The 26,211-nt window shown below is 64.1% G+C and carries 30 protein-coding genes; 13 read left to right on the top strand and 17 right to left on the bottom strand.

Translation table 11 applies throughout. The annotated features are described in order from the left end of the window. Nucleotides 1-5: 5 nt before the first annotated feature. On the bottom strand, nt 6-179 hold the full coding sequence (locus tag AC1D0N_RS00480) for a hypothetical protein (protein WP_477240311.1): 174 nt from the start codon (nt 177-179) through the stop codon (nt 6-8). A gap of 69 nt (nt 180-248) precedes the next feature. Between AC1D0N_RS00480 and AC1D0N_RS00475 the strand changes: the two genes are divergently transcribed. Further along, nucleotides 249-1,625, top strand: a complete 1,377-nt coding sequence (locus AC1D0N_RS00475) for an adenylate/guanylate cyclase domain-containing protein (protein ID WP_477240309.1) — start codon at nt 249-251, stop codon at nt 1,623-1,625. An 87-nt stretch (nt 1,626-1,712) separates the two neighbouring features. Here AC1D0N_RS00475 and AC1D0N_RS00470 read toward each other — a convergent pair whose 3' ends face one another. The 3 genes from AC1D0N_RS00470 to AC1D0N_RS00460 are packed head-to-tail and all read right to left on the bottom strand — an operon-like array spanning nt 1,713 to nt 3,999. Further along, on the bottom strand, nt 1,713-2,540 hold the full coding sequence (locus AC1D0N_RS00470) for a C40 family peptidase (RefSeq protein ID WP_477240307.1): 828 nt from the start codon (nt 2,538-2,540) through the stop codon (nt 1,713-1,715). A 41-nt stretch (nt 2,541-2,581) separates the two neighbouring features. Continuing rightward, nucleotides 2,582-3,529 (bottom strand): CHAD domain-containing protein, encoded by a 948-nt coding sequence (locus AC1D0N_RS00465; RefSeq protein WP_477240304.1) that lies wholly within the window; start codon nt 3,527-3,529, stop codon nt 2,582-2,584. Next, nucleotides 3,526-3,999 (bottom strand): CYTH domain-containing protein, encoded by a 474-nt coding sequence (locus AC1D0N_RS00460; RefSeq protein WP_477240302.1) that lies wholly within the window; start codon nt 3,997-3,999, stop codon nt 3,526-3,528. The genes AC1D0N_RS00465 and AC1D0N_RS00460 overlap by 4 nt, the downstream gene beginning before the upstream one ends. 90 nt (nt 4,000-4,089) lie before the next feature. Between AC1D0N_RS00460 and AC1D0N_RS00455 the strand changes: the two genes are divergently transcribed. From AC1D0N_RS00455 to AC1D0N_RS00440, 4 genes are read left to right on the top strand one after another with little or no spacing between them, the layout of a single operon-like run. Next, nucleotides 4,090-4,785, top strand: a complete 696-nt coding sequence (locus AC1D0N_RS00455; protein WP_477240300.1) for a CerR family C-terminal domain-containing protein — start codon at nt 4,090-4,092, stop codon at nt 4,783-4,785. Continuing rightward, a complete protein-coding gene (locus tag AC1D0N_RS00450) occupies nt 4,782-5,735 on the top strand; it encodes an HlyD family secretion protein (RefSeq protein WP_477240298.1) in 954 nt (317 codons plus the stop codon). Before AC1D0N_RS00455 ends, AC1D0N_RS00450 begins: the two co-directional genes overlap by 4 nt. Next, on the top strand, nt 5,732-6,652 hold the full coding sequence (locus AC1D0N_RS00445; RefSeq protein ID WP_477240296.1) for an ABC transporter ATP-binding protein: 921 nt from the start codon (nt 5,732-5,734) through the stop codon (nt 6,650-6,652). Before AC1D0N_RS00450 ends, AC1D0N_RS00445 begins: the two co-directional genes overlap by 4 nt. Further along, complete coding sequence (locus tag AC1D0N_RS00440) at nt 6,649-7,785, top strand: ABC transporter permease (protein ID WP_477240294.1); 1,137 nt, start codon at nt 6,649-6,651, stop codon at nt 7,783-7,785. The genes AC1D0N_RS00445 and AC1D0N_RS00440 overlap by 4 nt, the downstream gene beginning before the upstream one ends. 3 nt (nt 7,786-7,788) lie before the next feature. Here AC1D0N_RS00440 and AC1D0N_RS00435 read toward each other — a convergent pair whose 3' ends face one another. Both AC1D0N_RS00435 and AC1D0N_RS00430 read right to left on the bottom strand, forming a co-directional pair. Further along, entirely contained in the window at nt 7,789-8,766 is a 978-nt protein-coding gene (locus AC1D0N_RS00435) for a threonine/serine dehydratase (protein WP_477240292.1), read from the bottom strand. A 324-nt stretch (nt 8,767-9,090) separates the two neighbouring features. Further along, the gene (locus tag AC1D0N_RS00430; protein WP_477240290.1) at nt 9,091-9,414 is read right to left on the bottom strand and encodes a hypothetical protein; all 324 of its coding nucleotides are present in this window, start codon (nt 9,412-9,414) and stop codon (nt 9,091-9,093) included. Between the two features lie 178 nt (nt 9,415-9,592). Here AC1D0N_RS00430 and mbfA point away from each other — a divergent pair, with 178 nt between their 5' ends. Next, a complete protein-coding gene (gene mbfA / locus AC1D0N_RS00425; protein ID WP_477240288.1) occupies nt 9,593-10,576 on the top strand; it encodes an iron exporter MbfA in 984 nt (327 codons plus the stop codon). Nucleotides 10,577-10,808: 232 nt separating this feature from the next. On the opposite strand, the gene AC1D0N_RS00420 is transcribed toward mbfA, so the two are convergent. The 3 genes from AC1D0N_RS00420 to AC1D0N_RS00410 form a co-directional block, all read right to left on the bottom strand. After that, nucleotides 10,809-11,153 carry an antibiotic biosynthesis monooxygenase family protein gene (locus AC1D0N_RS00420; protein WP_477240286.1) on the bottom strand — a complete coding sequence of 115 codons (345 nt, stop codon included), beginning with the start codon at nt 11,151-11,153 and terminating at the stop codon, nt 10,809-10,811. Beyond that, the gene (locus tag AC1D0N_RS00415) at nt 11,150-11,482 is read right to left on the bottom strand and encodes an NIPSNAP family protein (RefSeq protein WP_477240285.1); all 333 of its coding nucleotides are present in this window, start codon (nt 11,480-11,482) and stop codon (nt 11,150-11,152) included. The genes AC1D0N_RS00420 and AC1D0N_RS00415 overlap by 4 nt, the downstream gene beginning before the upstream one ends. A gap of 96 nt (nt 11,483-11,578) precedes the next feature. Then, the gene (locus AC1D0N_RS00410) at nt 11,579-11,797 is read right to left on the bottom strand and encodes a DUF1127 domain-containing protein (RefSeq protein ID WP_477240283.1); all 219 of its coding nucleotides are present in this window, start codon (nt 11,795-11,797) and stop codon (nt 11,579-11,581) included. 68 nt (nt 11,798-11,865) lie between these two features. Between AC1D0N_RS00410 and AC1D0N_RS00405 the strand changes: the two genes are divergently transcribed. Further along, nucleotides 11,866-12,540 (top strand): ArsR/SmtB family transcription factor, encoded by a 675-nt coding sequence (locus AC1D0N_RS00405; RefSeq protein ID WP_477240281.1) that lies wholly within the window; start codon nt 11,866-11,868, stop codon nt 12,538-12,540. Nucleotides 12,541-12,618: 78 nt separating this feature from the next. Here AC1D0N_RS00405 and ligD read toward each other — a convergent pair whose 3' ends face one another. Both ligD and ku read right to left on the bottom strand, forming a co-directional pair. Then, on the bottom strand, nt 12,619-15,120 hold the full coding sequence (ligD, locus tag AC1D0N_RS00400; protein ID WP_477240278.1) for a DNA ligase D: 2,502 nt from the start codon (nt 15,118-15,120) through the stop codon (nt 12,619-12,621). A 10-nt stretch (nt 15,121-15,130) separates the two neighbouring features. After that, on the bottom strand, nt 15,131-16,003 hold the full coding sequence (ku, locus tag AC1D0N_RS00395) for a non-homologous end joining protein Ku (RefSeq protein ID WP_477240276.1): 873 nt from the start codon (nt 16,001-16,003) through the stop codon (nt 15,131-15,133). Between ku and AC1D0N_RS00390 the strand changes: the two genes are divergently transcribed. The 6 genes from AC1D0N_RS00390 (at nt 16,002) to AC1D0N_RS00365 (ending at nt 20,621) form a co-directional block, all read left to right on the top strand. After that, on the top strand, nt 16,002-16,178 hold the full coding sequence (locus AC1D0N_RS00390; RefSeq protein WP_477240274.1) for a hypothetical protein: 177 nt from the start codon (nt 16,002-16,004) through the stop codon (nt 16,176-16,178). The two genes, ku and AC1D0N_RS00390, sit on opposite strands and share 2 nt — an antisense overlap. Before the next feature lie 189 nt (nt 16,179-16,367). Next, nucleotides 16,368-16,514 (top strand): hypothetical protein, encoded by a 147-nt coding sequence (locus AC1D0N_RS00385; protein WP_477240272.1) that lies wholly within the window; start codon nt 16,368-16,370, stop codon nt 16,512-16,514. A 179-nt stretch (nt 16,515-16,693) separates the two neighbouring features. Further along, nucleotides 16,694-17,125 (top strand): thiol-disulfide oxidoreductase DCC family protein, encoded by a 432-nt coding sequence (locus AC1D0N_RS00380; protein WP_477240270.1) that lies wholly within the window; start codon nt 16,694-16,696, stop codon nt 17,123-17,125. A 24-nt stretch (nt 17,126-17,149) separates the two neighbouring features. Further along, nucleotides 17,150-18,865, top strand: a complete 1,716-nt coding sequence (locus AC1D0N_RS00375) for a DUF4166 domain-containing protein (RefSeq protein WP_477240268.1) — start codon at nt 17,150-17,152, stop codon at nt 18,863-18,865. Between the two features lie 137 nt (nt 18,866-19,002). Further along, nucleotides 19,003-19,377, top strand: a complete 375-nt coding sequence (locus AC1D0N_RS00370; protein WP_477240266.1) for a YciI family protein — start codon at nt 19,003-19,005, stop codon at nt 19,375-19,377. Continuing rightward, nucleotides 19,374-20,621, top strand: a complete 1,248-nt coding sequence (locus AC1D0N_RS00365; protein WP_477240264.1) for an RNA polymerase sigma factor — start codon at nt 19,374-19,376, stop codon at nt 20,619-20,621. Before AC1D0N_RS00370 ends, AC1D0N_RS00365 begins: the two co-directional genes overlap by 4 nt. Before the next feature lie 36 nt (nt 20,622-20,657). Here the strand turns inward: AC1D0N_RS00365 and AC1D0N_RS00360 are convergent, their stop codons facing one another. The 6 genes from AC1D0N_RS00360 to hrcA form a co-directional block, all read right to left on the bottom strand. Beyond that, nucleotides 20,658-21,278: a glutathione S-transferase family protein gene (locus AC1D0N_RS00360; RefSeq protein ID WP_477240262.1), complete on the bottom strand. Its 621-nt coding sequence runs from the start codon at nt 21,276-21,278 to the stop codon at nt 20,658-20,660. Nucleotides 21,279-21,393: 115 nt separating this feature from the next. Next, complete coding sequence (cysK, locus tag AC1D0N_RS00355; protein ID WP_477240260.1) at nt 21,394-22,374, bottom strand: cysteine synthase A; 981 nt, start codon at nt 22,372-22,374, stop codon at nt 21,394-21,396. A 171-nt stretch (nt 22,375-22,545) separates the two neighbouring features. Then, the gene (locus tag AC1D0N_RS00350) at nt 22,546-23,163 is read right to left on the bottom strand and encodes a LysE family translocator (RefSeq protein WP_477240258.1); all 618 of its coding nucleotides are present in this window, start codon (nt 23,161-23,163) and stop codon (nt 22,546-22,548) included. Nucleotides 23,164-23,232: 69 nt separating this feature from the next. Further along, nucleotides 23,233-24,582 (bottom strand): PQQ-dependent sugar dehydrogenase, encoded by a 1,350-nt coding sequence (locus AC1D0N_RS00345; RefSeq protein ID WP_477240256.1) that lies wholly within the window; start codon nt 24,580-24,582, stop codon nt 23,233-23,235. A 94-nt stretch (nt 24,583-24,676) separates the two neighbouring features. After that, the gene (locus tag AC1D0N_RS00340) at nt 24,677-24,874 is read right to left on the bottom strand and encodes a hypothetical protein (protein ID WP_477240254.1); all 198 of its coding nucleotides are present in this window, start codon (nt 24,872-24,874) and stop codon (nt 24,677-24,679) included. An 80-nt stretch (nt 24,875-24,954) separates the two neighbouring features. Beyond that, on the bottom strand, nt 24,955-26,040 hold the full coding sequence (hrcA, locus tag AC1D0N_RS00335; RefSeq protein WP_477240252.1) for a heat-inducible transcriptional repressor HrcA: 1,086 nt from the start codon (nt 26,038-26,040) through the stop codon (nt 24,955-24,957). Between the last annotated feature and the right edge of the window lie 171 nt (nt 26,041-26,211).

Raw genomic sequence — 26,211 nt, 5'->3', positions numbered from 1 at the left:
GCCAATCATCCCGAGCAGGATTGCATCTGGCGGCTGAGCTTGTCGCGCACCACTCCGGCGGCGCTGACTGCCACCATTTTCGCCGCCAGCTTGCCGCCCGGACCAGCCATGCGGCCAGCGATGCCGACCGCGTAGCGCTCTTCAAAAATGAAGCCACATTCATGATAGAGTTCGCGCACTGATTTGCCAGACTGTAGAGAGCGGTTTGCCGAATACGTGACACGTCCCCGTGAAATCGAAGTGATCCTATGCCGACCGAGCCAACACTTGAACTTCGCCGCTATTCGCGCCTGAAAAATTTGCGGGATCGCGCAGAACGCCAGGGTGCTGCATTGCAGTTCTGGGCGCGTACGACATCGCTTGCCGTGATCTCCTGCTTCTTTTCATTGATCAGCCGGTGGGATGCCTCGCTGCTCTACGTGCTGGCGGGCCTCGTGCTGTTCCAGCTCGTCGGCCTGATCCAGTTTCTCTTTGCGCGCCGACGCGCGGCGCCATGGTGGATCGGTTACCTCGTCGGTACGCTGGACATCATTCTGTTGACCGTTCTGCTGGTAACGCCCAACCCGTTTTCCTTGGAGGTCGCGCCGGCAGCGATGCAACTGCGCGAGGGCAGCTTCAAATTCCTGCTGATTTTCGTATGCCTTGGCGCGCTGACCCTTTCGACACGATTGGCGCTCTATCTCGGCGCGCTCGCGGCCTTGACGTGGTCGATCGGGGTGGGATGGGTGATTTTTCATGCGGGAACCGTCATTCCGGCGACGAACCTCTATTCGCTGCCGGTGACAGAGCGACTGAACCTCTATCTCAACCCCAATTTCGTCGATACATTCGCGCAGGCGACCAACGTGTTGGTCGTGCTGATTATCGGCGCGATCATGGCGCTGGTCGTCTCTCGTTCCCGACATCTGTCGGAAGACTATGTCAAGGCAGAGCGCGCCCGCGCCAATCTCGCCCGGCACTTTTCGCCCAATGTCGTCGACCAGCTCGCCTCGGATGACGAGCCCTTCGGCCCGGTACGCCGGCAGGATATCGCGGTGCTGTTCGCCGACATCGTCGGCTTCACACACTATTCCGAGGATCATCCGGCCGAAGCAGTGTTCGAACTTCTGCGTCAGTTCCACCGTCGCATGGAGCAGGTCGTTTTCGACCACCATGGCACCGTCGATAACTATATCGGCGATTGCATCATGGCGACATTCGGGGTTCCGCAAGCCAGCCATGACGATGCGACTCGGGCCATCCAGTGCGCTGAAGCGATGGTCGCCGCTCTCGAAGACTGGAATGTACAGCGGGTGTCCAGGGGATACCCGCCGCTCGACGTTCGGATCGGTGCACAATATGGCGCAGTCGTCGTCGGCGCGGTCGGCAGCGAGCGCAATCTGTCTTTCGCGGTGGTGGGCGACACCGTCAACGTCGCCAGCCGTTTGCAGTCGCTTTGCCGTGAGCTTCAGGCGAATATTTGCTTTGGGTCACGACTGATTGAGGCCGCGAAAACGGAATCGCCTACGACACAGTTGAATGCGCGCGATCATGGACCGGTGAGCATCCGCGGCCGGGACGAACCGGTCCATGTCTGGGTCGAACACAGAGCCGAAAACCAGGGCGCTATTGCGGTTTCGGCGTGATGTATGCGATGTGAAACGCCTGCACCTCAGCCGGATAGCGCTAGGCCGGGCCGATGGGACATGTCCGGACCCAGCCCGAAAAAGCCATCACGTGTCTGAGGAGATTGCGCCAGCCTTTGCGGCTGCAGCGTCTGAGCTTGCCTTGTCGTCCCATGTCACCGCCCGGTAGTCGAAGCCATATTCCAGCGTCGGCTTGACGATGCGGAAGAAGGGCGAGAGGTCGAAGTCGCGCGGCGTGTAGAGCGAGTGGTGGCGGATGTGCAGGATTTCCTTGCGCATGTAGGTCGACTGCGCCGAGGCGCGGCCGGGGGCGCGAGTGATCTCGGGCAGGATCGGATAGCGGATCTGGCCATAGGCTTCGGCGATCAGCGTTGAGCAGATGGCGCGCGTCGGGTCGCCGGAGCCAAAAGCCAGCATGCGGCGGCGCCAGCGCACGGGGACCGGCGGCGTCGGCAGGAAAAAACGCAACATGTCAAAGATGTTCTTGAGATCATATTTCAGGCCGAGCTTGCCGATCATGAAGGCGACCACCTTGTCGCGGTCTTCCGGCGCCAGGCCGCTCGCCCGGCAGATGCGCGTGTTATAGGTCCGGTAGCGCGACAGTGGCACGGCGACGCAACCTTCGCCGAGCGTGACCTCGATCAGGCGCCGCCGCTCCGATCCGTCCTCGGGTTCGGCCAGGGCGTCGCCGACATAGAAGGCCGCATGCGACCATGTCGACTGCGTCAAATATTTGATTGCCGCCGAGATCTTCTGGTTGCCCTCGATGAGCAGGATGTCGCCGGGCTCAAGGGTTCGGCGCAACGTCTCGGCGTCGGACGGCGTGTAGGGCTCATAGCCGGAGGATTCATCCTGCAGCCGGCCGGCAAGCCAGCGGCCAAGGCGGTCGAGAAGCGTTTCGGCGGGCGCAGTCATCGTAGATGGCGATTACCACAGACCGGCGGTCTGGGCCATCATCAGCCGGCGATGGGCAGGCCAGCTTCTTCCTGAGCCGCCGCCCCGGCCAGATCGTCGCGCACCTTGCGGGCGAGCTTCCGTGTCGAGCGCCGGGGGCTGTCGCCGAACAGCTCGGCGGCTTCGGCGAGGCAGGTCTTCTTCAGGCTTTTTTCCGAGCGCTTAAGCAGCTTGCCGAGAAGCTTGGTGTCCTGCGGCTCGCCGAGAGGCTGGTCATCGGCTTCGAGCAGCGCGCGCATCACAAAGACATCGTGCAGTTCGCCCAGCCGTTCGCCAAGTTCGTCGACCGCCTTGCGCCGGGTCTTGATCGGCGTCGGCCATAGCCTGCCGAGCAGCGACAGATGCATGCTGTGGGTCTTGGCGGCTTTGCGCAGATCGTGGAAGTCATCGGCTTCGCCGCGCGATCCGGCCTTGTCCAGCGCCTTTCTGGCACGGCGCAAGGCGATGCGGGCGCCTTCGGCAAGCACGTCGGCGGCCTGTTCCGGCTGGTCGGGCAAAGCAAGCTTTTCGACCCGCGCGAGGCCCTCCTCGCAAGCGGCGATCGCTGCCCCTATCGCAGCGCCAAGACCGGCGCCGCCATGCATCTCGTTCTGGCGCGCGACGAGGGTGTCGCGCACGGCATCGAGGCCGCCACCGGTGCTGTGTTCGGGGAAGCTCGCTGCCAGCCGGTCGATCGTCTCGACCAGCGCGGTCGCCTCGCGCGGACCGGCAAGCAAGGTCGCCACCTCGCGGTAGCAATGATTTTCAGCATCGCAGAACGTTTCGTCTCCGGAACGGACCAGGCGCAGCAAGGCGCGCGCGCTCTTCAGCCTCTTGCGGCATTTGTGCAGTGCCTGTTCCGGCCGGCTGCGCGCGACGTCCAGATGAATGAGCGCCTTGCCGATCTCTTCGGCAAGGATGCGCCTGACCTCGCCGGTCAGCGGCAGGCGTGGATCGATACGAAAACTCATGCGGCGATCTCCGGAATCCCCCCAAGGGCGAGCGACGCGTTGTAAAATCTCGACTCACCGGTGACTTCGCGGCCGAGCCAGGCAGGCAGCATTTCGTCCGGCACGTCCTCCGGCGTCTCCAGTTCGGCGACCACCAACCCAGCCAGCATGCCGCCGAAAACATCGACTTCGTAGAGATAGCCGCGGTGCCTAACATGGTGACGTGTCTTCTCGATGACACGCCCGATGGCGAAGGCCAGCATCTCCTGCGCCTCGGCCAGAGGGATTGGATACTCGAATTCGTCGCGTTCGCGGGCCGTGCTGCCGAACTTGAGCGTCAGCATCGCAGAAGCACTATCGCTGATGCGCACGCGCACGGTGCGGCCCGGTGCTGCGGCAAGATAGAACTGGCGAATGCGGATATCCGCCTCGGCCAGTTCCAGCCATTCCGCACTGGAGACCAGGAATTTGCGTTCGACTTCCTTGCCCATGGCCGCGCACTAAAGCGTGTGCGACCGGACATGGCAAGCCAGAGTCGTGGGGATATTGACTTTAATCAATCGATTGATTAAAGTCGGATCATGAGCAAGACGCCGAACGCCGGGAGTCCACGCCGCAAGGCGCCGCCATCAGCCGCGGACACGACACGCGCGGCGCTGGTGCAGGCGGCGCTGAAATTGTTCGGGCGGCAGGGTTTTGACGGCACCTCGACGCGCGAGATTGCGGCCGAGGCGAAAGCCAATATTGGCTCGATCGCCTACCATTTCGGCGGCAAGGAAGGGCTTCGCGCAGCAGCGGCCGACTACATCGTCGACACCATCCAGACCATTGCCGGCCAGGCGATGGGCAGCCCGCAGGCAGCGACCGCCGGCGACCCGGAAGCGGCGCGGGCGCAACTCTTCGCCGCCCTGGAGCGGATGGTCACCTTTATCGTGGCGAGCCCGCAGGCTGGCGAGATCGTACAGTTTGTACTTCGTGAGTTATCGCATCCGACCGCGGCACTCGATCGCATCTATGACGGCGTGTTCGAGCCGACGCATCGCCGGCTCTGTCTGATTTGGGAGCAGGCGACCGGCGAGGCGGCCGAAAGCGAGGCCACAAGGCTCACCGTGTTCACGCTGATCGGCCAGGTCATCTATTTCCGCATCGGCCGCGAGGCGGTGATGCGGCGCATGGGCTGGCACGACATCGGTGCCGCCGAGGCGGCCAAGGTGGTGGCGGCCACGTCGAGCAATCTCGGCGCGATACTGGCTGCAAGGAAGGGTCAAAGACCATGAGCTTTCTGTGTTCGCTGCCGCTCGCCGCGCAGCTGTTCGGCGCCTGCGCGCCGGCCGCGCCGCTGGCCGTCGGCTATGTCGAGGGCGACTATGTGCTGCTGGCGCCGATCGAGGTGGCGCAGGTCGAGACCGTCACGGTCAAGCGCGGCGACCGCGTCGTATCAGGCACGCCGGTTGTGACGCTGGAAAGCGCCGACGCGAAGATTGCCGTTGCGCTGGCCGAGGCGGGCCTTGCCCAGGCGCAGGCGCAGCTCGCCGATTTGCAGGTTGGCAAGCGGCCGGAAGAGATCGCGGTGCTCAAGGCGGAAGTCGACATGGCCCGCGCCCAAGCCACCGACGCCAAGCGCAGATACGACCGCGCCAGCGACCTGTTCAAGCGCGGCACCGGCACGCAGGCCGATTTCGATACGGCGACCGCCACGCTGGAGACCGCCAATGCACAGGTCGGCCAGGCCGAGGCCAATCTCGCCGTCGGCGGCCTGCCGGCACGACCGGAGACGATCAAGGCTGCCGACAACCAGGTCAAGCAGGCGCAGGCGACGCTGGAGCAGGCTGAGTGGCGACTGTCGAAGCGCGTGCTGACGGCGCCCTCGCCCGGCCGCGTCAACGACGTCATCCGCAATCCGGGCGACACCGCCGGGCCGACAGCGCCGGTCATTTCGATACTGCCGGACGGCGCGGTGAAGCTCAGCGTCTACATACCGGAAAGCGCGTTTTCGTCGGTAAAGGTCGGCACGCTGCTCGGCGTTCATTGCGACGGCTGCGGCCCTGAGGTGAAGGCACGCGTCAGCTATGTGTCGCCGGACCCGGAGTTCACGCCACCGGTGATCTATTCGCTCGAGAACCGGCAGAAGCTGGTCTACCTAGTCGAGGCACGGCCGGAGCGTGACGCCAGCGCCTTGCAGCCGGGCCAGATCGTCGACGTCGATCTGGTGGACGAGGCAAAATGAACGCCATCGACGTCCATGGCCTGGTCAAGCGCTTTGGCGACAAGACCGTCGTCGACCATGTGACGATGACGGTGGCCGAAGGCGAGATCGTCGGCTTCCTCGGCCCGAACGGTTCGGGCAAGACGACGACCATCCGCATCATGTGCGGCCTGCTGACGCCGGATGAGGGCGAAGGCACGGTGTTGGGTTTCAACATCCGCACCGACAGCCTGCGGATCAAACGCGAAGTCGGCTACATGACGCAGAAATTCTCGTTCTACGAGGATCTGACGATCGGCGAGAACCTCGAATTCGTGGCGCGGCTCTATCAGCTGAAGCCGGTTGCCGAGCATGTGGCGAAGACGCTTGAGGACCTCGGGCTCACCTCGCGCAAAGACCAGCTGGCCGGCACGCTGTCCGGCGGCTGGAAGCAGCGGCTGGCGCTGGCCGCCTGCATCATGCACAAGCCGAAATTATTGTTGCTCGACGAGCCGACGGCGGGCGTCGACCCTAAAGCGCGGCGCGAATTCTGGGACGAGATCCATCGCCTCGCCAGTGGCGGGCTGACCGTGCTGGTCTCCACCCACTACATGGACGAGGCTGAGCGCTGCCACCGCATCAGCTACATCTCCTATGGCAAGATGCTGGCCACCGGCACGGTCGAGGAGGTGGTGAAAAATGCCGGGCTGACGACCTTTGTCGTGCAAGGCCCGCGCCTCGACCAGGTTGCTGCAGCACTCAGTGGCCGGCCCGGCGTCGACCAGGTGGCGCCGTTCGGCGCGACGCTGCATGTCGTCGGCTCCGACAGGAAGAAGCTGCAAGCAGCGCTCGCCGATGTCGAGAAGGAGCACAAGGGGGTGACGGTGACGCCGGGCGAGACCAGCCTGGAAGACGTGTTCATCCAGTTCATGTCCGGCTCCAGGGACAATATGGCATGAACAGCGTGTTTTCCTTCGCCCGGCTCGGCGCGCTGCTGATCAAGGAGTTCATCCAGATGCGGCGCGACCGCATCACCTTTGCCATGATGCTGGGCGTGCCGCTGATGCAATTGGTGCTGTTCGGCTATGCCATCAACAATGATCCGAAGAGCCTGCCGGCGGCACTGGTGGCGACGAGCAGCGACCCGTACACCCGGGCCATGGTGTCGGCGCTGCAGACTACCGGCTACTACCGCTTCGACTATGTCGCGCAAAGTGCCGCGCAAGCCGAGTTCCTGATGTCGCGTGGCGATGTCGCCTTCGTCGTCACCATCCCCGCCGACTTTGCCCGCCGGGTCGAGCGCGGCGACAGCCCGCAGATCCTGATCGAGGCCGACGCCACCGATCCGGCGGTGGCCAGCGGCGCCATCTCGACGCTCGGCACCGTCGCCAACCAGGCGCTGTTGAGGGCACGCGGCACGCAGGAGGCGGCGACCGAGGCAGCCAGGGGCCAGCTCGAAGTGGTGGTGCACCGGCGCTACAATCCGGAAGGCATCTCGCAATACAACATCGTTCCCGGTCTGCTCGGCGTCATCCTGCAGATGACGATGGTGATGATGACCTCGATCGCGCTGACCCGCGAGACCGAGCGCGGCACGATGGAGAACCTGTTGGCAATGCCGTCCAGCCCGCTGGAGATCATGATGGGCAAGGTGCTGCCCTATCTGGCGGTCGGCGCGGTGCAGGTGGTGGTGGTGCTGGCGGCGGCGAAGCTTCTGTTCGCCATTCCCTTCACCGGGTCGATGTCGCTACTGCTCACCGCCGTGCTGATCTTCGTGCTGGCGCTGGTGCTGCTCGGCTACACGATCTCGACCATCGCCCGCACGCAGATGCAGGCGCTGCAGCTGACCTTCTTCTTCTTCCTCCCGTCGATCATGCTGTCAGGCTTCATGTTCCCCTATCGCGGCATGCCCGGCTGGGCGCAGATGTTCGGCGAGATCCTGCCGCTGACGCATTTCTTGCGCATCATCCGCGCGGTGATGCTGAAAGGCGCCGAACTGCCGGCGGTGGCGACGGAGATCGGCTGGCTGGTCGTGTTCGTGGCGCTGTTTGCCGGGGTGGCGCTGGTGCGGTTCAGGCGGACGCTCGACTGAGCGCTACGCCGCCGCCATGATCTCCGCATAGGTGCCGAAATCGACATTGCCGCCGGACAGCACCACGGCGACGCATTTGCCTGATAGATCGATCTCGCCTGACGACAGCGCTGCCAGCGCGACGCAGCCGCCGGGCTCGACCACCAGCTTGAGATACGCCATGGCATCGCGCATCGCCTGTGCCGTCGCCTTGTCGGAGACGGCAATGGCGCCGGCGAGATTCCTGCGGTTGATCGCGAAGGTGATGGCACCGGGCTCGGCGGTGAGGATCGCGTCGCAGATCGAGCTGTGGCCGGGTTCGTTCGAGACCCTTTCGCCCTTGATGAGCGAGCGGCGGGTGTCGTCGAAATGCTCGGGCTCCACCGCCCAGACGGCGGTGTCAGGCGAAGCATCCTTGACCGCGACGGAAATGCCGCTGCTCAGGCCACCGCCACCGCACGGGATGAGAACCGCGTCGAGGCTGACGCCGAGCGCTTTGGCTTGAGCCATCAGCTCAAGGCCGATCGTGCCCTGGCCGGCGATGATGGCCGGATCGTCGAAGGGCGGCACCAGCACCATGCCTTTGTCCATGTAAGGCCGAACCACGGTCATGCGGTCATCGCGAAAGCGGTCGAACGGCACCACCTCGGCGCCCATTTTGCGGACATTGCCGATCTTCATTGCCGGCGCGTCGGCCGGCATGGCGATGACCGCCTTGACGCCGAACATGGCGGCGGAAGCGGCAACGCCTTGCGCGTGGTTGCCCGAGGAGAATGCAACGACCCCGCGGCGGCGCTCTTCCTCGCTCAGCGACGACAATTTGTTATAGGCGCCGCGGAACTTGAACGACCCGGTGCGCTGCAAAGTCTCGGGCTTGAACAGGATGCGGGCGCCGAAGCGCTTGTTCAGCTCCGCCGATTCGATCAGCGGCGTTTCGACGATCAGGCCGGAGAGTTTTGCCGCAGCGCTGCGGATGTCGGCGATGCCGGGAGGGGTGGTCATGGCGAGGTCCTGCGGAAATGAGATCGCCCATGCTGCACGTAAAGGGCTGCACGATGCCAACGAAAAAATGTGACCGATACAAAGTTTGGAAGGTCATGATGCGTAGGCAGCGCTGCCCCTCATCTGGCTGCCGCCATCTTCTCCCCGTGAACGGGGAGAAGGACGCTATTGCCGGCGGTTTCGCCAATCAGCAACGTTGCAAGAAGGGCGGTGGCGTTGCGGCCGGCTTCTTTCTCCCCGTTTACGGGGAGAAATGCCCGGCAGGGCAATGAGGGGCGGCGCCGACATCGGCAGTTGCCGTCCGCCGGGCCTATCTGCTCAATCCTAGCCCAGTAGCGCCCTCTGCCTTTTGGCCCCACCCATCTTGCGCCAGGTGTTGAACCGATGCGTCGCGGCGGCGAAGGAGATCTTCATCTGCTGGGCCACCGAATAGCGCGACTTGCCCTCGTCGAACATGCGGTAGCAGCACTCGACGCCCTCCTCGGTCAGCTTGCCGTCGGGCGCCTTGTTGTGCGGGTTGGCGGGGTCGAATTTTTCGACCTGCTGTTCGACCAGGCCCTTCAGCCGCTGCAGATCGGCCTCGATGCTGGCGATGAGATCGAGAACGGGTTTCGGGTCAAATGCATCGGTGTGCGGTTTTGCCGTCATCTGCGAATTCCTCTGTCTTGGCTTAGGTTCAGTTATATAGGCGAACATTCACCGATAACGAAGAGGCACCCGCCGGATTTCCGGTTCAAATAATTTTGACCGCCGAGCGACGCGCTCGGTTGACCCAGAGTACTCCAAACCCTAGTTTAGAATAATTCTAAACTAGGGTGAATTTGTCATGCTTTCGCGTGTTTTCGGCTTTGGCCGCCGTTCCTTCGAATCGCTCTCGGAACAGGAGATCCTGGCGCTCGCCATCTCGTCCGAGGAAGATGACGGGCGCATCTATCGCGCCTATGCCGACGGGCTGGCGGAAGACTTTCCGCAATCGGCCAAAGTGTTCGAGGCGATGGCGGAGGAAGAGGACGGCCATCGCGACGCGCTGATCGAGCTTTTCCGCAAGCGTTTCGGCGAGCGCATTCCGCTGATCCGCCGCGATCATGTGAAGGGCTATTACGAACGCAAGGCGGACTGGCTGGTCCGCCCGCTCGGCATCGAGCATGTGCGCCAGCAGGCCGAGGCGATGGAGCGGCAAGCCTATCTGTTCTACGTCGAGGCGGCCAAGCGCACCACCGATGCCTCGACCAGAAAGCTGCTCGGCGATCTGGCGGCGGCCGAACAGGGCCATGAGAGCTCGGCACACCAGCTCGAACAGCAGCATGTGCCGGGCGCAGTGAAGGATGAGGAGGCGGCGGCCGAGCAGCGCCAGTTCATCCTGACCTATGTGCAGCCGGGGCTGGCCGGGCTGATGGACGGCTCGGTGTCGACGCTGGCGCCGATCTTCGCCGCCGCCTTCGCCACGCACGATACCTGGCAGACGCTTCTGGTCGGTCTCGCCGCCTCGATCGGCGCCGGCATCTCGATGGGCTTCACCGAAGTCGCGTCCGACGACGGCAAACTGTCGGGCCGCGGTTCGCCGCTGAAGCGCGGGCTGACAGTCGGCATCATGACGACGCTGGGCGGCCTAGGCCACGCACTGCCCTATCTCATCCCGCAATTCTGGACAGCGACGGCGGTGGCAGCGGTGGTGGTGTTCTTCGAACTGTGGACGATCGCCTTCGTGCAGAACCGCTACATGCAGACGCCGTTCCTGCGCGCCGCCTTCCAGGTGGTGCTGGGTGGCGCCCTGGTGTTTGCGGCCGGCGTGCTGATCGGGAATGCTTAGGTAAACGCAAAAGTCGGCGCCGCCCCTCATCCGCCTGCCGGCATCTTCTCCCCGTAAACGGGGAGAAGGGGGCTGGCCGCAATGCCGGCGCCCTTTCTGCAACGCTGTAGTTAGCGAAACCAACGGCATCAGCGTCTTTCTCCCCGTCACTATACGGGGAGAAATGTCCGGCAGGACAATGAGGGGCGGCGCGATGGTCGACGGTTATGAATACCGCTGCACATCGTCAGCCTCACCCATTCACCGCCCGACTATCCGCCGGCGCCTCGGCCCTTTCCGTCAGCCCATAATCGCGCACGACATGCGCGATGCGCAGTCGGTAGCCGGCAAAGATGCCGCCGCGGCCGGCCTGCTGCGCCTGCCGGTGCTCCTTGGTGTTGCGCCAGGCTTTTACCGCTTCCTCGTCGCGCCAGAACGATAGCGAGAGGACGCGGTTCGGGTCGGCCAGGCTCTGGAAGCGTTCGATCGAGACAAAGCCGTCGATGCCGTCGAGCAGCGGGCGCAGCTGCGCGGCGATGCCGAGATAGGCATCGCGCTTGCCTGCCGCCGGCTCGACCTCGAAGATGACCGCGATCATATCTTCACCAGCGGCGCGTGCGGCCCGGACACGTGCTTCAGGAAGATGCGATCCTCCTTCAGAATGAATTTCTCCCGCCTGGCGAACTCGTAGTTGGACTTGCCGGCCGGATCGGCGGCGAGCCGGGCGCGGTAGGCTTCGTAGGCGGCAAGGCTGTCGATGTTGTACATCGCATAGGCGGTGGTGGCCGAACCCTCATGCGGCGCGTAGTAGCCGATCAGATCGGCGCCGCAGCGCGGGATGGCCTGGCCCCAGTTGCGGGCATACTCCTCGAACGCCGCCTTGCCGAACGGGTCGATCTCGTAGCGGATGAAACAGGTGATGGCCATTTTTGTCTCCTTGACGGTTGGATATTTCTTGCGCGGACAGTTCGAGCCGGATCGAAACGTTGTGTGGATCGATGTGCTAGGCAATTCCCTTGCTGGTCATGTCTGCCAGAAGGATTTCGCGCATTCGCGGCGGACGTCTTCAGGCGTCAAACCAAGGTCGCGCAACAAATGATCGTCGATCTCGGCGAGGTCGAGACGCTGCCGATGGCGGTCGTACCAGCGGGCCAGAAGCCGCAAGCGCAGCCGGTGCAAGGCGAAGAACGGGAACGGCAGGCGGGCGACAGGTGCGGAGGTCGAAGCGGCTGTTGTGGTCATCGTCGTCTCCTTGATCTCAGGCCAGAATAGTGGTTATCTGACAAGAATGCTTCGATGAGGAACGAACTATGCGTGAAGGACCCGACATAGCCCGCATCGCCAGCCTGGTCGGCGATCCGGCGCGGGCAAACATGTTGAATGCGCTGATGGGTGGCACGGCGCTCACGGCGAGCGAACTGGCGATGGAGGCCGGCGTGTCACTGCCCACCGCCAGCTCGCATCTGGGCAAACTGCTGGAGGGCGGGCTGCTGACGGTTGCAAGCCAGGGACGGCATCGCTATTACGGCCTTGCCGGCCCGCAAGTGGCGGGCATGATCGAGGCCATCACCGGCGTTGCCGCTTCGGTCGGGCCGCAGCGTGTGCGGCCAGGACCGCGCGACGCGGCAATGCGCGTGGCGCGGGTCTGCTACGATCATCTTGCCGGCGAACAAGCGGTGGCAATGCTGGACCGCCTCGTCGACAAACACATCCTGCTGCGCGAGGACAAGGAGATCCGGCTCGGTCCGGCGGCCGCTTCGCATTTCGCCGCCATCGGCATCGACGTCTACACCAAGCCAAGGCGGCCGGTGTGCCGCGCCTGCCTCGACTGGAGCGTGCGGCGCTCGCATCTGGCCGGCACGCTGGGCGCCGCCATCCTCGACAAGATCATCTCGGAAAAATGGGCGCGGCGCGAGAAGGACAGCCGCGCCGTGGTGTTCTCGCCGGTGGGCAAGCAGGCATTCGAGAAGGTGTTTCTGGGGTGAACCGAACTTCGTCATCCACGGGCGGAGCAAGGAGCGAAGCGACGCGGCGCAGACCATAGGATGACGAAGTCATGGTGCTCAGCTCCGCTTCAACACCTTCCCCAGCTTGAAGAAGTCCGCCCACGGATCGGCCTTGGCCAGCTGCTTCAGCGTCGTCTTGTCGCCGATTGGAAAGGCGTTCGGCGCCAGCCCGGCTTCGATTTCCGCCCATGTCACCGGCATCGACACGGTGGCGCCCTTCTTGGCACGCGACGAATAGGGCGCGACCGTGGTCGAACCGCGACCGTTGCGCAGATAGTCGACGAAGATCTTTCCGGTGCGCGCCTTCTTCGACAGCGTCGCCGTGTAGCGGTCCGGTGCCGCCTGCTCCAGCGCGCGGGCGAAATCATGGGCGAAGGTCTTTACTTCTTCCCAATCGGCCGACGGTTTCAGCGGCACGACGACATGGTAGCCCTTGCCGCCCGATGTCTTGACCAGGTTGGGCATCGACAAATCATCGAGCCTCGCGCGGATGTCGAGCGCTGCATCACGTACCGCCTTGGCGTCGACGCCTTCGTCGGGGTCAAGATCGAAGACGATCTGGTCGGGCTTTTCCAGCTCCTCGATGGTGCAGCCCCAGATGTGGACCTCGACGACGCCGTTCTGGACCAGAGCGGCAAGGCCGTCGAAGTCGCGGATGAACAAGATCTCCTCGCCATCCGTCGGGTCCTTCATCCTGGCGATTTTCTCGTGCATGCCGGCCGAAGCGTGCTTCTGGAAGAAGCGCGGGCCGCCAATGCCGTCCGGCGCCCGCACCAAGCTGAGCGGCCGGTTGACGACGAATTGCTGCATGCGCGGCCAGACCAGCGCGTAGTGCTCGAGCAGGTCCTGCTTCGAGATCTTTTCCTCGGGCCACAAAAGCTTGTCCGGATGGGAGAGCTTGACGACGGTTTGCGCCGTCCCGGTTGATTTCGTCGGGGTCGGCTTTGCCTTGCTCCCGGCTGTCGATGCTTTCGGTTTTTCCTGCACGACTTCCTCCGCCGGCTTGTCTTCGCGCAATCCCTGGAACGATGCGTGGCGTATTATACGGTCGGAGGTCCAGCTGCGAAACTCCACTTCGCCGACCAGCGCGGGCTTGACCCAGACCAGTCCCTTGCCCTTCGGCACGGCCGCCGCGAAGGGCGATGCGTCCGCTTTCAAAGCGTCGAGCTTTTTCTTCAGGCCGGTAGCCATCCTGGCGGAAAATCCGGTGCCGACGCGGCCGGCATAGTGCAGCTTGCCAGCCTCAAAATAGCCGACCAGCAGCGAGCGCAGGCCGCGGCCGGTCTTTTCCGACGGCAAATAACCGCCGATGACGAATTCCTGTCGCGCCGTGCATTTCGACTTGACCCAGGCCGGGCCACGGCCGCTGCGATAGGGCGCGTCGGCGCGCTTGGAGACGATGCCTTCCAGCCCCATGCGGCAGGCGTGCTGCAGCATGATCTTGCCGGGCTCAGCAAAATGGTCGCTGAAACGCAGCGCCGAATCGTCCGACTGTTTGCCGAGCAGGTCCTGCAGCGCCTGTTTGCGCTCGACCAGCGGTTCGCCGCGCAGATCTTGGCCGTTGAGACGCATCAGGTCGAAGACATAGTAGATGAAGCGGTTGGTCCGGTTCGCAGAAAGGTCCTGCTGCAGCAAGGAGAACGACGAGACGCCGCTGTCGGCGAGCACGACGATCTCGCCATCGATGATGGCATCGGTGCATTTCAGGCGCCCGAGCTCCGCAACGATCTCGCCGCCGAATTTCTCCGTCCAGTCGAGGCCGGTGCGCGTCAGCAGTCGCACCTCAGTGCCGGCAAGCTGCGCCTGCATGCGGTAGCCGTCGAATTTCACCTCGTGCAGCCAGTCCTTGCCGGCCGGCGCATCTCTTTCCAGCGTGGCAAGCTGCGGCTCGATGAAGTCGAGCCGCTTTGCCGCACCAGCCTTCGCCTGGCCGGCGGCCGGCTTGTTGGAATGCCAGACTTTCGGCGTCTTGCCCTTGGCGGTCTTGCCTGCGCCGACCTCCTCGATCGTCAGGCTCGACTTCACCGATTTCGGGGCTTCCTCGAGGATGTCTTCGCCGGGGCGGGCGGCGGCATCGTCGGACTTAATCAACAGCCAGTTGTCGCGCTTCTCGCCTGCGCGCGGCTTCAGTCGCACCAGATGCCAGAGGCCGTGGAGCTTGTGGCCGTGCAGCTCGAAGCTGATATGGCCTTTCTGCATTGCCTTGGCCGGATCGATCTCGGGCGTCCAGGTGCCTTCGTCCCAGACGATGACCGTGCCGCCGCCATACTCACCCTTGGGGATGGTTCCTTCGAACGGCGCATAGTCGATCGGATGGTCCTCGACATGCACGGCCAGCCGCTTCTCGTGCGGGTCGAGGCTCGGGCCGCGCGTGACCGCCCAACTCCACAGCACGCCGTCATGCTCAAGGCGAAGATCGTAGTGCAGCCTTGTCGCGTCATGCTTGTGGATGACGAAGATGCCGCCGGCCTTACCCTTGCCGCTGCGCGAGACCTTGCCGGCCGGCTCGGCGGTCTTCTTGAAATCGCGCTTGGAATGATACTGTTCGAGGCCGGCCATCTCCCGATCCTCAGGCCGATTTACGCTTGGCGGCGGCGGCTTTCGGCTTCGCACCTTTCGCCGGCGACCTGACCTTTGCCGACGAGGAAGCCTTTGATGAACCGCCATCCGAAGACAGGCTCTGCTTCAGCGCATCGAACAGATTGACGACGTTGGAGGGTTTTGGCGCGGCCTGCGCCGCCGGCGCCTTCTTGCCGGCTTTCTTGGCGCGGATCAGTTCAAGCAGGGCGTCCTCGTATTTGTCGTCGAATTTCGACGGGTCGAACGTGGCTTTCTTCTTGTCGATGATGAGCTCGGCGAGATCGGTCATCTCCTGATCGGTCTTCACCACTTTGATGTCGCCGAAGACGGTATCAGGCTGGCGCACGGTGTTGTCGTAGCGCAGCGTGGTCAGCACCATGCCCTTGCCCAGCGGCTCGATGACCACAGGGCGCTCGCGGCTGTAGAGCACAATGCGGGCGAGCCCCGCCATCTTCTTGCCCGCCATGGCATCGCGAATGACGGCAAAGGCTTCCTCCGACACCTTGTCGGCCGGCGCGACATAATAGGGCGTGTCGAGATAGATCTGCTGAATCGAGGCTTTGTCGACGAAGCCGTCGAGGCTCATCGTGTGCGAGGATTCGATCTGCACCGCCTCGATCTCGTCCTCCTCGATATGGACGAAATCGCCGTCGCTGACCTCATAGCCCTTGATCTCGTCGCCATCGCCCAGCGGCTTGCCGGTCTCGCCATCGACATAGATGCGTTTGACGGTGTTGCCGGTCTTGCGGTTGAGCACCCGGAACGAGACCTTTTCGGTATGGGTGACGACGTTGGTCAGTTCGACGGCGCAGGTGACCAGCGACAGCTTCAGATAGCCCTTCCAGGCTGGACGAGGCGCCATGACAAACTCCCTGCGCGATGCGGTTCAACCGAGAACGGGCAAAGCCCCTTCCGGTTCCGGCCGCACATCTGGCAGGGCCAAGGCGCTTGTGGGCGCCGCGCACGGAAATTTCGTGGCTTCGGCGATTATTGAAACAGAACCGCGCCCAAGCGACATTCAGGCGAAACATATGTGATGCAAAAGTCACATTGGGCGAAATGCCGACGAACTGCACCGAAAGACCCCGAATCAGCCGCATTCCGGCCACGAACCAGGGCCTTTTCGACCAGAGATTAACATCGTGTTCACCGACTATTCACGCATCGACGCTATGATGCCCGTAATTCGGAAGGGACATCCGAAATCGGGACAGGGACCAAAGAAAATGAACTTCTGGCATCACATCGCTGGCTATGCCGCCGCCATCCGCGAATTCGTCGCGCCGAGCTATCGGCCCGAGCGCTATTACATGCGCGGCCCAGGCCCGGCCTGTGCACGTCGCGGCAACTCGCTCGGCGTCAGCGCGCACTGATCATGACCTTCGAGACCCGTCATAACAGCCGGATCTGCAGGCCGGGCGCAAACCACCGCGCAACCACCTATCGTGCCGAGCGCCCTGTGCTCGCCGACAGACGACGTGCGACAACGCCGAGGCTTTAACGCCGCCGCCGGCAGGCTTAGTGTCCCAGGACATCAGCTGCCGGGTTGCACGTGACCATCGACCATCCCTCCGAAGTCTTCGATGCCAGCCAGCCGTTGATCGTCTTCGACGGCGTCTGCGTTTTGTGCTCCGGCTTCGTGCGCACGGTGGTGAGGCTCGACCGCAAAAACCGCTTCTGCTTCGCCACGGCGCAGTCACCCTTCGGCGAGGCGCTGTTTCGAAAATACGGGCTGCGCACCGACAGCTACGAGACCAACCTGGTCCTCATCGACGGTGCTGCCTTCATGCGCCTCGAGAGTCTTGTTGCCGTGATGGCCGAACTGGGCTGGCCGTGGCGGGCAGCAAGAGTCTTGCTCCTGCTGCCGCGCCCGATTCGCGACTGGCTTTACAATCGCATCGCCAGGAACCGCTATGCGCTGTTCGGCCGGAAGGACAGTTGCGACATTCCGTCGGCCGAGCTGAGGGGACGGTTGCTTGGCTAGGATGCGAGCCCCGGGTGAGCTGCGATGAGGGTCCTTGTCGTCGGCGGCTATGGCATCTTTGGCGGCCGCATCGTCGAATTGCTGGAAAACGAGCCGCGCCTGATCCTGATGGTCGCCGGCCGCTCGCTCGCCAGGGCCGAGGCCTTTTGCAAGAGCCGAGCCCGTGCCGTCGCTCAACTCGTTTCCACCCAGTTCGATCGCAATGGCGATCTCAATGCGCAACTGGCGTCGCTACGCCCCGACATCGTCGTCGATGCAAGCGGCCCGTTCCAGGCCTATGGCGAGGGCCGCTACCGGCTTATCAAGGCTTGTATCGGCCAGGGCGCAAACTATCTCGACCTCGCCGACGGTTCGGATTTCGTCGCCGGCGTTTCCGCCTTCGACGTGGCGGCGAAAGTGGCTGGCCTGTTCGTGCTGTCCGGCGTTTCCAGTTTTCCGGTGCTGACGGCAGCGGTGGTGCGCCGCCTGTCCTCTGAGATGACGCGCATCGACAGCCTTCGCGGCGGCATCGCGCCGTCGCCTTATGCCGGCGTCGGCGAAAACGTCATCCGCGCCATTGCGGGTTATGCCGGGCAGCCGGTCCAGCTGACGCGGGAGGGCCAGACGCGCCAAGGCCATCCGCTAACCGAACAGATGCGCACGACCATCGCGCCGCCGGGCCGTCTGCCGCTGCACAACACGCTGTTTTCGCTGGTCGACGTGCCGGACCTGCGGGCGCTGACCGACCTCTGGCCACAGGCGAAAACCATCTGGATGGGGGCCGGACCGGTTCCCGAGCTGCTGCACCGCGCCTTGATCGCGCTGGCATGGCTGGTACGCGCTGGACTGGTCCGCTCGCTGTCGCCGCTCGCCCCGCTCATGCACTGGGCGACGAACCGGCTGCGCTGGGGTGAGCATCGCGGCGGCATGTTCGTCGCTGTGGAAGGGGCGGACCAGTCGGGCGCCACGGTCAAACGGTCCTGGCATCTGCTGGCGGAAGGCGATGACGGGCCGCTGATCCCGGCGATGGCGGTCGAGGCGCTGGTACGCAAGGCGCTAGACGGGCACAGACCGGCGTCAGGCGCGCGGGCGGCCGTGCGCGACCTGGAACTCGAGGATTACACGGCGCTGTTTGCCAGCAAGACGATTTACACCGGCTTCAGGGACGATACTGCCGACAAGGAAAAGCCGCTCTATGCCGCCTTGCTCGGCGACGCCTGGCAAAGCCTGCCAAGAGAGATCCGCGCCATGCATGACCACGCCATTGCGGCGCAAGGACGCGCCAGCGTCGAGCGGGGAGATAGTATCCTTAGCCGGCTAGCAGGCTGGCTGGTCGGCTTTCCCAAGGCGAGCGCCGACATTGCGGTCCGGGTCGATTTCGAAGCTGACAAGAGCGAGGAAACCTGGACGCGGACCTTCGGTGAGCACAGTTTTTCAAGCCGCCAATTCGAAGGCCGTGGCCGGTCACAGCGGCTGCTGTGCGAACGTTTTGGGCCGCTGAGTTTCGCTATGGCGCTAGTGACCGAGGAAGGGCGGCTGTCACTCGTGCTGCGCCGCTGGAGCTTTTTGGGCCTGCCGCTGCCTATGTGGTTTTGCCCGCGCTCGACGTCCTTCGAGACCGTGGAAGACGGCCGCTTCCGTTTCCATGTCGAGATTTCGCACCCGCTCACCGGCATGATCGTGCGCTACCGTGGCTGGCTGGAGCCGGCCGGCTCGCAAGGATCAAGCCAGCCCCAGGAGACTGTGGCGCTAGGCAATTAGCGTCGGCAAAGCTTGCGTCCTTGCGCAATACGCCGCCAGGGCCGAAAGTTTTTTCCAGCGCCTGTCGAAATCGGGCGAGGCCGCGCGACATACGTTCGGCCCGCACCGATGCGGCCCTGTAACCACGGGAGATGACCATGCAGTATCTGCTTCTTATCTATTCCAACGAAGCCGCAATGGCAGCCGCACCCAAGGAGGCGGCCGTCCAGATGAGCGCCGCCTATGGCGCCTATACCGAAGCGATGAAGAAGGCCGGCGTGTTCCTGGCCGGGGAGCGGTTGAAACCGACGAAGATAGCAACCACCGTGCGGGTGGCCGGCGGCAAGACCAATGTGATTGACGGCCCCTATGCCGACACCAAGGAGCAGCTCGGCGGCTATTATTTGATCGAGGCGCCAGACATGGACGCGGCGATCTCGTGGGCGGCGCGCTGTCCGGGTGCCGGCACCGGCACGATGGAAGTGCGGCCGATCTGGCCGATGGCAGAATACATGCCAGCATACACTGCGTGACAGCCGGTAGACCAGACATTGCACGGGCGGCTGCGGAAGCGGCTGCCCGGCAGAGCTACGGCAAGCTGGTTGCCTATCTCGCCGCGCGCACGCGCGACGTGGCTGGCGCCGAAGACGCGCTGGCCGATGCGTTTGCCGCAGCCCTTGAACGCTGGCCGCAAACCGGCGTGCCCGAAAAGCCTGAGGCGTGGCTGCTGGCGGTGGCGCGGCGGCGCAGCGTCGACGCCGTCAGACGCCGGCTGACCAGCGAGGCCGGGCGCGACCACCTCAAGCTGATCGCCGAGGAAATGGAGGCGCGCATGATCGACGAGGACCTGCCTGACGAGCGGCTGCGGCTGATGTTTGCCTGCGCCCATCCGGCGATCGAGGCCGGCGTGCGGGCGCCGCTGATCCTGCAGACCGTTCTGGGCTTCGACGCGGCAACGATCGCTTCGGCTTTCCTGGTGTCGCCGGCGACGATGAGCCAGCGCCTGGTGCGCGCCAAGTCACGTATCCGCGAGACCGGCATTCCGTTCCGCGTGCCGGAGCGGGAAGAGCTCGGCGAGCGGCTGGACACGGTGCTGGAGGCGATCTACGCCGCCTTTGCCGAAGGCTGGTCAGACCCTGCCGGCACAGAAACGAGAGGGCGCAACCTCGCCACCGAAGGCATCTGGCTCGGCCGGCTGGTCGCGTCGCTGATGCCGGACGAACCCGAAGCTCTTGGGCTGCTGGCGCTGATGCTGTTTGCCGAAGCGCGGCGTGCGGCGCGGCGCAACACAGCGGGCGACTATGTGCCACTGGCCGAGCAGGATCTTGCGCTGTGGGATGATGCCCTAATCGACGAAGCGGAGGCTTTGCTCAGGCGCGCCGCCGGCAAAGGCGTCATCGGCCGCTACCAGCTTGAGGCGGCCCTGCAATCCGCCCACACGACACGACGGCTGACCGGCAGGACCGACTGGGTGGCGATCCTCGAGCTTTATGATGCCTTGTCGATGATTGCCGGTTCGCCCGTGGTGTCGATCAACCGCGCGGTGGCGATTGCCGAGACCGAAGGTGCGGCGGCGGGGCTGGCGGCGCTTTACGTGCTGGGTGACGACGAGCGGCTTGACGACTACCAGCCCTATTGGGCGGCCCGCGCCGGTCTGCTGGCCAGGCTCGGCAACATACCGCAGGCCAGCGAGGCCTATGACCGGGCGATCGGCCTCGAACGCGACCCGGCGGTGCGCCGGTTCCTGCAAGGAAAGCGTGCGGCGCTGAAGAATTGAGCGCCGGGAGGCGGCGCTTCGCTGCAGGCAATTTGTTCAGGCCGGCCACATGTCATGCGAGGTGTTCAGCTTCCGCATCACCGGATGCTCGCGCAACCCGGCCCACAGCCGTTCGATGTTCGGCCAGGCGGTTCGAACTTTTTCGACCTCGGGATGCCAGGCAATCAGCATGACGAGATAGATATCGGCCAGCGAGAGCCGGTCGCCGACCAGCCAGTCGCGGTTTTCGAGGGCAGTGTCGAGAATGGCAAAGCCGCGATCCATCTCGGCGACCGCCGCCAGCTTGACGGCTTCCAGGCCGCCGGGATCGGCCGTGTAGCGATGCGCGTAGAAGAACCTCAGGGCAGCCGGGTAAATGACCGACGACATGAAGGTCATCCAGCGCAGGAAATCGGCGCGGGCAGGCGATGCGATTGCCGGCGCCAGACCCGCTTCCGGGTGACGCTCGGCAAGCAGGATGCACATGGCCGCCGACTCGGTGATCGAGTTGCCGTCCGGCAAGGTCAGCACCGGAACCTGGTTCAACGGGCTGATGTCGAGAAAGGTCGGGTCCGGCGGCTTCGGGACGTCGATCTGGTCGAACGGCACTCCGGCCAGCGCAAGGGCTGCCTCGACGACGAAGCCGCCGCTGTTGGGGCGCGTGTAGAGCTTGTACATGAAATCCTCCGCCGGCCTGCGCAAAGCAGGCCGGCGGCCATTGGACACGCAAGCCGCGTCCCGCTCAAGCGAGCGGCAGCGGCCACGGAGGGTTTTTTCGGCGGTCCAGCGAAACCTACGAGCCAAGCCCTTCAAACAAAATCGTCGACAGATAGCGTTCGGCGAAGGATGGGATGATCACCACCAGGTTTTTGCCCTTGTTCTCCGGTCGCGAGCCGACGATGATGGCTGCCTGCAAGGCCGCGCCCGACGAGATGCCGACCGGCACGCCTTCGAGGCGGGCGACGAGGCGGGCATTGGCGACCGAATCCTCGTTCGAGACCCTGACGATCTCGTCATAGATGGTGGTGTCGAGGATTTTTGGCGCGAAGCCGGCGCCGATACCCTGGATTTTGTGCGGGCCGGGCTGGCCGCCGGACAGCACCGGCGACGCTTCCGGCTCGACGGCGACGACATGGACCGAAGGTTTGCGCTTCTTCAGCACCTGGCCGACGCCGGTGATGGTGCCACCGGTGCCGATGCCGGCGACGAAAATGTCGACCTCGCCATGGGTGTCGTTCCAGATTTCCTCGGCGGTCGTGGTGCGGTGGATTTCCGGATTGGCGGGATTTTCGAATTGCTGCGGAATGACGGCGTCGGGCAGCGTCGCGGCCAGCTCGTCGGCCTTGGCGATGGCGCCCTTCATGCCTTTCGGGCCTTCGGTCAGCACCAGTTCAGCGCCGAGCAGCGCCAGCATCTTGCGACGCTCGACCGACATGGTCTCCGGCATGGTCAGGATCAGCTTGTAGCCCTTGGCGGCGGCCGCGAAGGCCAGCGCGATGCCGGTGTTGCCAGAGGTCGGCTCGACCAGCGTGGTCTTGCCGGGCGTGATCCTGCCCGATGCCTCGAGCGCTTCGATCATTGCCACGCCGATGCGGTCCTTGACCGAGGCGATGGGGTTGAAGAATTCGAGCTTGGCCAGAAGATTGGCGACGACGCCCTTTTCCCTGGCGAACTTGTCGAGCCGCACCAGCGGTGTGTCGCCAATCGTCTCGGTGATCGAGTTGTAGATGCGGCCGCGGCCAGGCACGCGCGCTGAGGTGACGGGCTTGTTCATTGGTTTCGCTCCCAGGATTTCAGGCAAGTGGACTTCAAGCGTCAGGGTATGGCCGGCACGATAAGCTGTCGACCGGAAATATCCGAGTGGAGCCTGTGCTTAAAGCACCCCGGCATCGGAAAACGGTTTCCTGAAACGAGCCGATTCTGGAATGGCTTGGCCGAAACGCGCCTATTGGCGGGCGGCAATCGCTGCGGCGGCGCCAACCATGAAGCCGGCGGCGGTGCGGTTCAGCGCTTTCAGCGCGCGCGGCGACTTCAGGAACCAGCGCGCCTTGGCCGCCAATGCGAGATAGGGCACGAGCACCACCAGCAACACGACGACGGTGAGCGCGACCAGGATGCCGTAGTCGACGAGCGTGATGGTCTTCAGGTCGACGATGGTCGGCGTGATGGCGAGATAGAAGATCATCGTCTTCGGATTGCCGAGCGTGACGGTGAGGCCGGCGATGAAGCTGGACAGCAGTCCGCCCTTGCCCTTTTTCGCCTCGACCGTTTCGGGTGTGATGCCGCTGGTCCAGAAGCGCCAGCCGAGGAAGGCGAGATAGGCGACGCCGAGCCATTTGATGGCCAGGAAGACCATGCCAAAAGTCTGGGCGACAAAGGCGAGGCCGAGCACCACGGCGGTGAGATAGGTGAGGTCGCCAAGCATCAGCCCGAACGACATGGCCAACGACGAGCGGAAGCCTGAGCCGAGCGCCCGCGCCACAAGTGCTGTGACGCCGGGGCCGGGAATGGCGGCGGCGATGCCGAGAGCGGCGCTGTAGGCGAGGAATCCGGTAAGGGTCATGCGACAGCTTTAGCGCAAAGCCGGGGGAGGGTGAATTCCCTCAAGGCAGGATTCGATTGCACCAGTGGGTCAGGTCCCACCATAGGTGATGCGCCAGATGGTGCCGCTGCCATCCTCGGTCAGGATCAGCGCGCCATCCTTCGCCACCGCCACGCCGACCGGGCGGCCCCAGACCTCGTCGTCGGAGATGACGAAGCCGGTGATGAAATCCTCATACTCGCCGGTCGGCTTGCCGTCCTTGAACCGCAACCTGACCACCTTGTAGCCGGTGCGGATGCCGCGGTTCCACGAGCCATGCAAGGCGACGAAGGCATCGCCCTGATAGTCGGGCGGAAAATTCCCGCCGGTATAGAATGCAATGTTGAGCGGCGCCGAATGGGCCTGCATCAGCACGTCGGGAATGGTCGCCTTGCCGGCGAGGTCGAGGCGCTCGCCCTTGTGGCGCGGATCCTCATTGTTGCCGATATAGTACCAGGGCCAGCCATAGAAGGCGCCGTCCTTCACCGTGGTTGCATATTCGAACGGCACATTGTCGCCAAGCGCGTCACGCTCGTTGACAACGCACCACAGCGCGCCGGTGGCCGGCTGCACCGTCATGCCCGAACAATTGCGCAGGCCGGTTGCGACGATGCGGCCATTCTTGCCTTCGGGGTCGAAGGCCAGCACATCGGCGCGACCATCCTCGGCGCCCCAGGCAGCGCCCAGCGGCATCGACTTCGCCCAGGCGTCCAGGCCGCCCTTCGGTCGCTTGCCCATGCCCTCGGCGACATTCGAACCGGAACCGACCGAGAGATAGAGCGTCTTGCCATCCGGCGAGAAGGCGATGTCGCGGGTCCAGTGGTGGCTCGAAGGAATGTTGGCGACGACGGTTTCCGGCTGGCCGGAAGCCTTGAGGTCGCCGTCGCGATAGGCAAAGCGAACGACGCTGTTGCTGTTGGCGACATAGACCCATTGCGGACTGTTGCCTGGCGGATAGAAGGCGATGCCGTAGGGCTGGGTGAGGCCGTTGGCGAAGATCGCTTCCTCGGCAGGCTTGGCGCTGCCCTGCGTGAGGCGATAGACGCGGATCTGGTTGGCCCTGCTGTCGGCGACGAACAGATCGCCATTGGGCGCGACGCGCACGACGCGCGGGCTGGCGATGCCCGATGCGATCATCTCGGCCGAAAAGCCCGACGGCAGTATCGGCTTGGCGCCTTCCGGCCGGTCTGCCAGACCGGCGCCATTGGATGCGGATTCGGTAACGAAGGGCGCCGGCAGATCCTCAGGCCGGATCAGGCGCCGCACGCCCGGCCTGTCGTCCCTCCAGTCGCCAAAGGCGGCTTCACCTTTCAGCAACGGCTGATCCGCCTGCTGGGCAAATGCCGCCGTGGCGAAAAACAAGGCGACGGAAATGGCCGTCAGACCGGCATATCGGATCATGCTGACCTCAAGGCTTGGCTTCGAAGCGTTTGAACGAGCCGGCCCGACAGTCGTTCCGCCTCAACGTTGAGCGCGCGGAAATGGTATCGGGAGATCAGCTCCCGGCGGCGTAGAAATCGTCGTCGAGGCGCTTTTCCAGCTCAACCAGGTCGGCCGGCAGCGGCAGGCCCATGGCCCGCATTTCCCTCAGCTTCTCGCGCAGCTGTTCCTGCACCTCATGCTGATCCTCCGGCTGGTTGACCATCTCTTCGAGCAACAGGCTGATCTGCGCCTTGATCTCTTCGAAAGCCATTGTTTTTCTCCTTGCGCAGCCTTGCCATGAGCTGTGTTGAGATTCAGGTCAGGCCGACCTCACCTGAATACCAATACACCTCAGCGTAGCATGCGCGATATCAGCTGCGCCGTATAGTCGACCATCGGCACGATGCGGGCGTAGTTCAGCCGGGTCGGGCCGATGACGCCGAGCGCGCCGATGACGCGGGCGTCCTTGTCGCGATAGGGCGCAACGACCAGCGACGAACCCGACAGCGAAAACAGCTTGTTTTCCGAGCCGATGAAGATGCGCACGCCGGAGCCTTCCTCGGCGAGGTCGAGCAGCTGGATCAGCCCGTCCTGCGTCTCCATGTCCTCGAACAGATGCCTGAGCAGCTCGATCTCGGCGTGGGCGGTGACATTTTCCAGCAGATTGGCGCGACCACGCACGATGAGGCGCGCCGGCAGGCCGCTGTCGGCGCCGGCCCAGACCGCCAGGCCTTTTTCGACCAGATCCTGCGACAGCGTGTCGAGCGCCGCCTTGGTCTCTTCCTTGATGCGGGCGATCTCGACCCGCGCCTCGGCCAGCGTGCGGCCGCGGATGTGGGCGTTGAGGAAGTTGGAGGCTTCATGCAATTGCGAAACGGTGACGCCGGCGGGCAGGTCGATGACACGGTTTTCGACATCGCCATTCTGCGACACCAGCACGGCCAGCGCCTTGGTCGGCTCGAGCTGGATGAATTCGATGTGCTTGAGCGCCACTTCGTTCTTGGCGGTCAGCACCAGGCCGGCGCCGCGCGACATGCCGGACAGCATCTGGCTGGCTTCTGTCAGCATGTGCTCCAGCGTCGCGCCCGAGCCGGAGGCGCGCACCTGCGCCTCGATGATGCGGCGCTCTTCGTCGGAAAGGTCGCCGAGTTCCATGAAGGCATCGACGAAAAAGCGCAGCCCGGCCTGGGTCGGCAGGCGTCCGGCCGAAATGTGCGGGGCATAGATCAGGCCGAGATGCTCGAGGTCGCTCATCACGTTGCGGATGGTGGCCGGCGACAGCGACGATGGCAGGATGCGCGACAGGCTGCGTGAGCCCACAGGCTCGCCGTCCTTCAGGTAGGAATCGACGATGCGCCGAAAAATATCGCGCGAGCGCATATCGAGCGACTGCAGCGCGGGCGACAGCAAACTGGGTTCGGCGACTGCCTTGGTCATTCGAGCCAAAAACCTCCGGCTAAAGGATATAGACCTCACCGGCGCCCGCGCAACCCGGTCTCTGTGCCAGATCACCCGGTGTCCGTGCCAGATCCGGTGTCCGTGTCAGACCGCCCGGTGTCTGTGTCCGGCCATTTTCCTTTGCGCCATAGGCCCCATGCGGTTACAAGC

It is taken from the genome of Mesorhizobium sp. P2_E10 (assembly GCF_056404235.1).
This window is presented reverse-complemented; position numbering and strand designations above follow the sequence as displayed.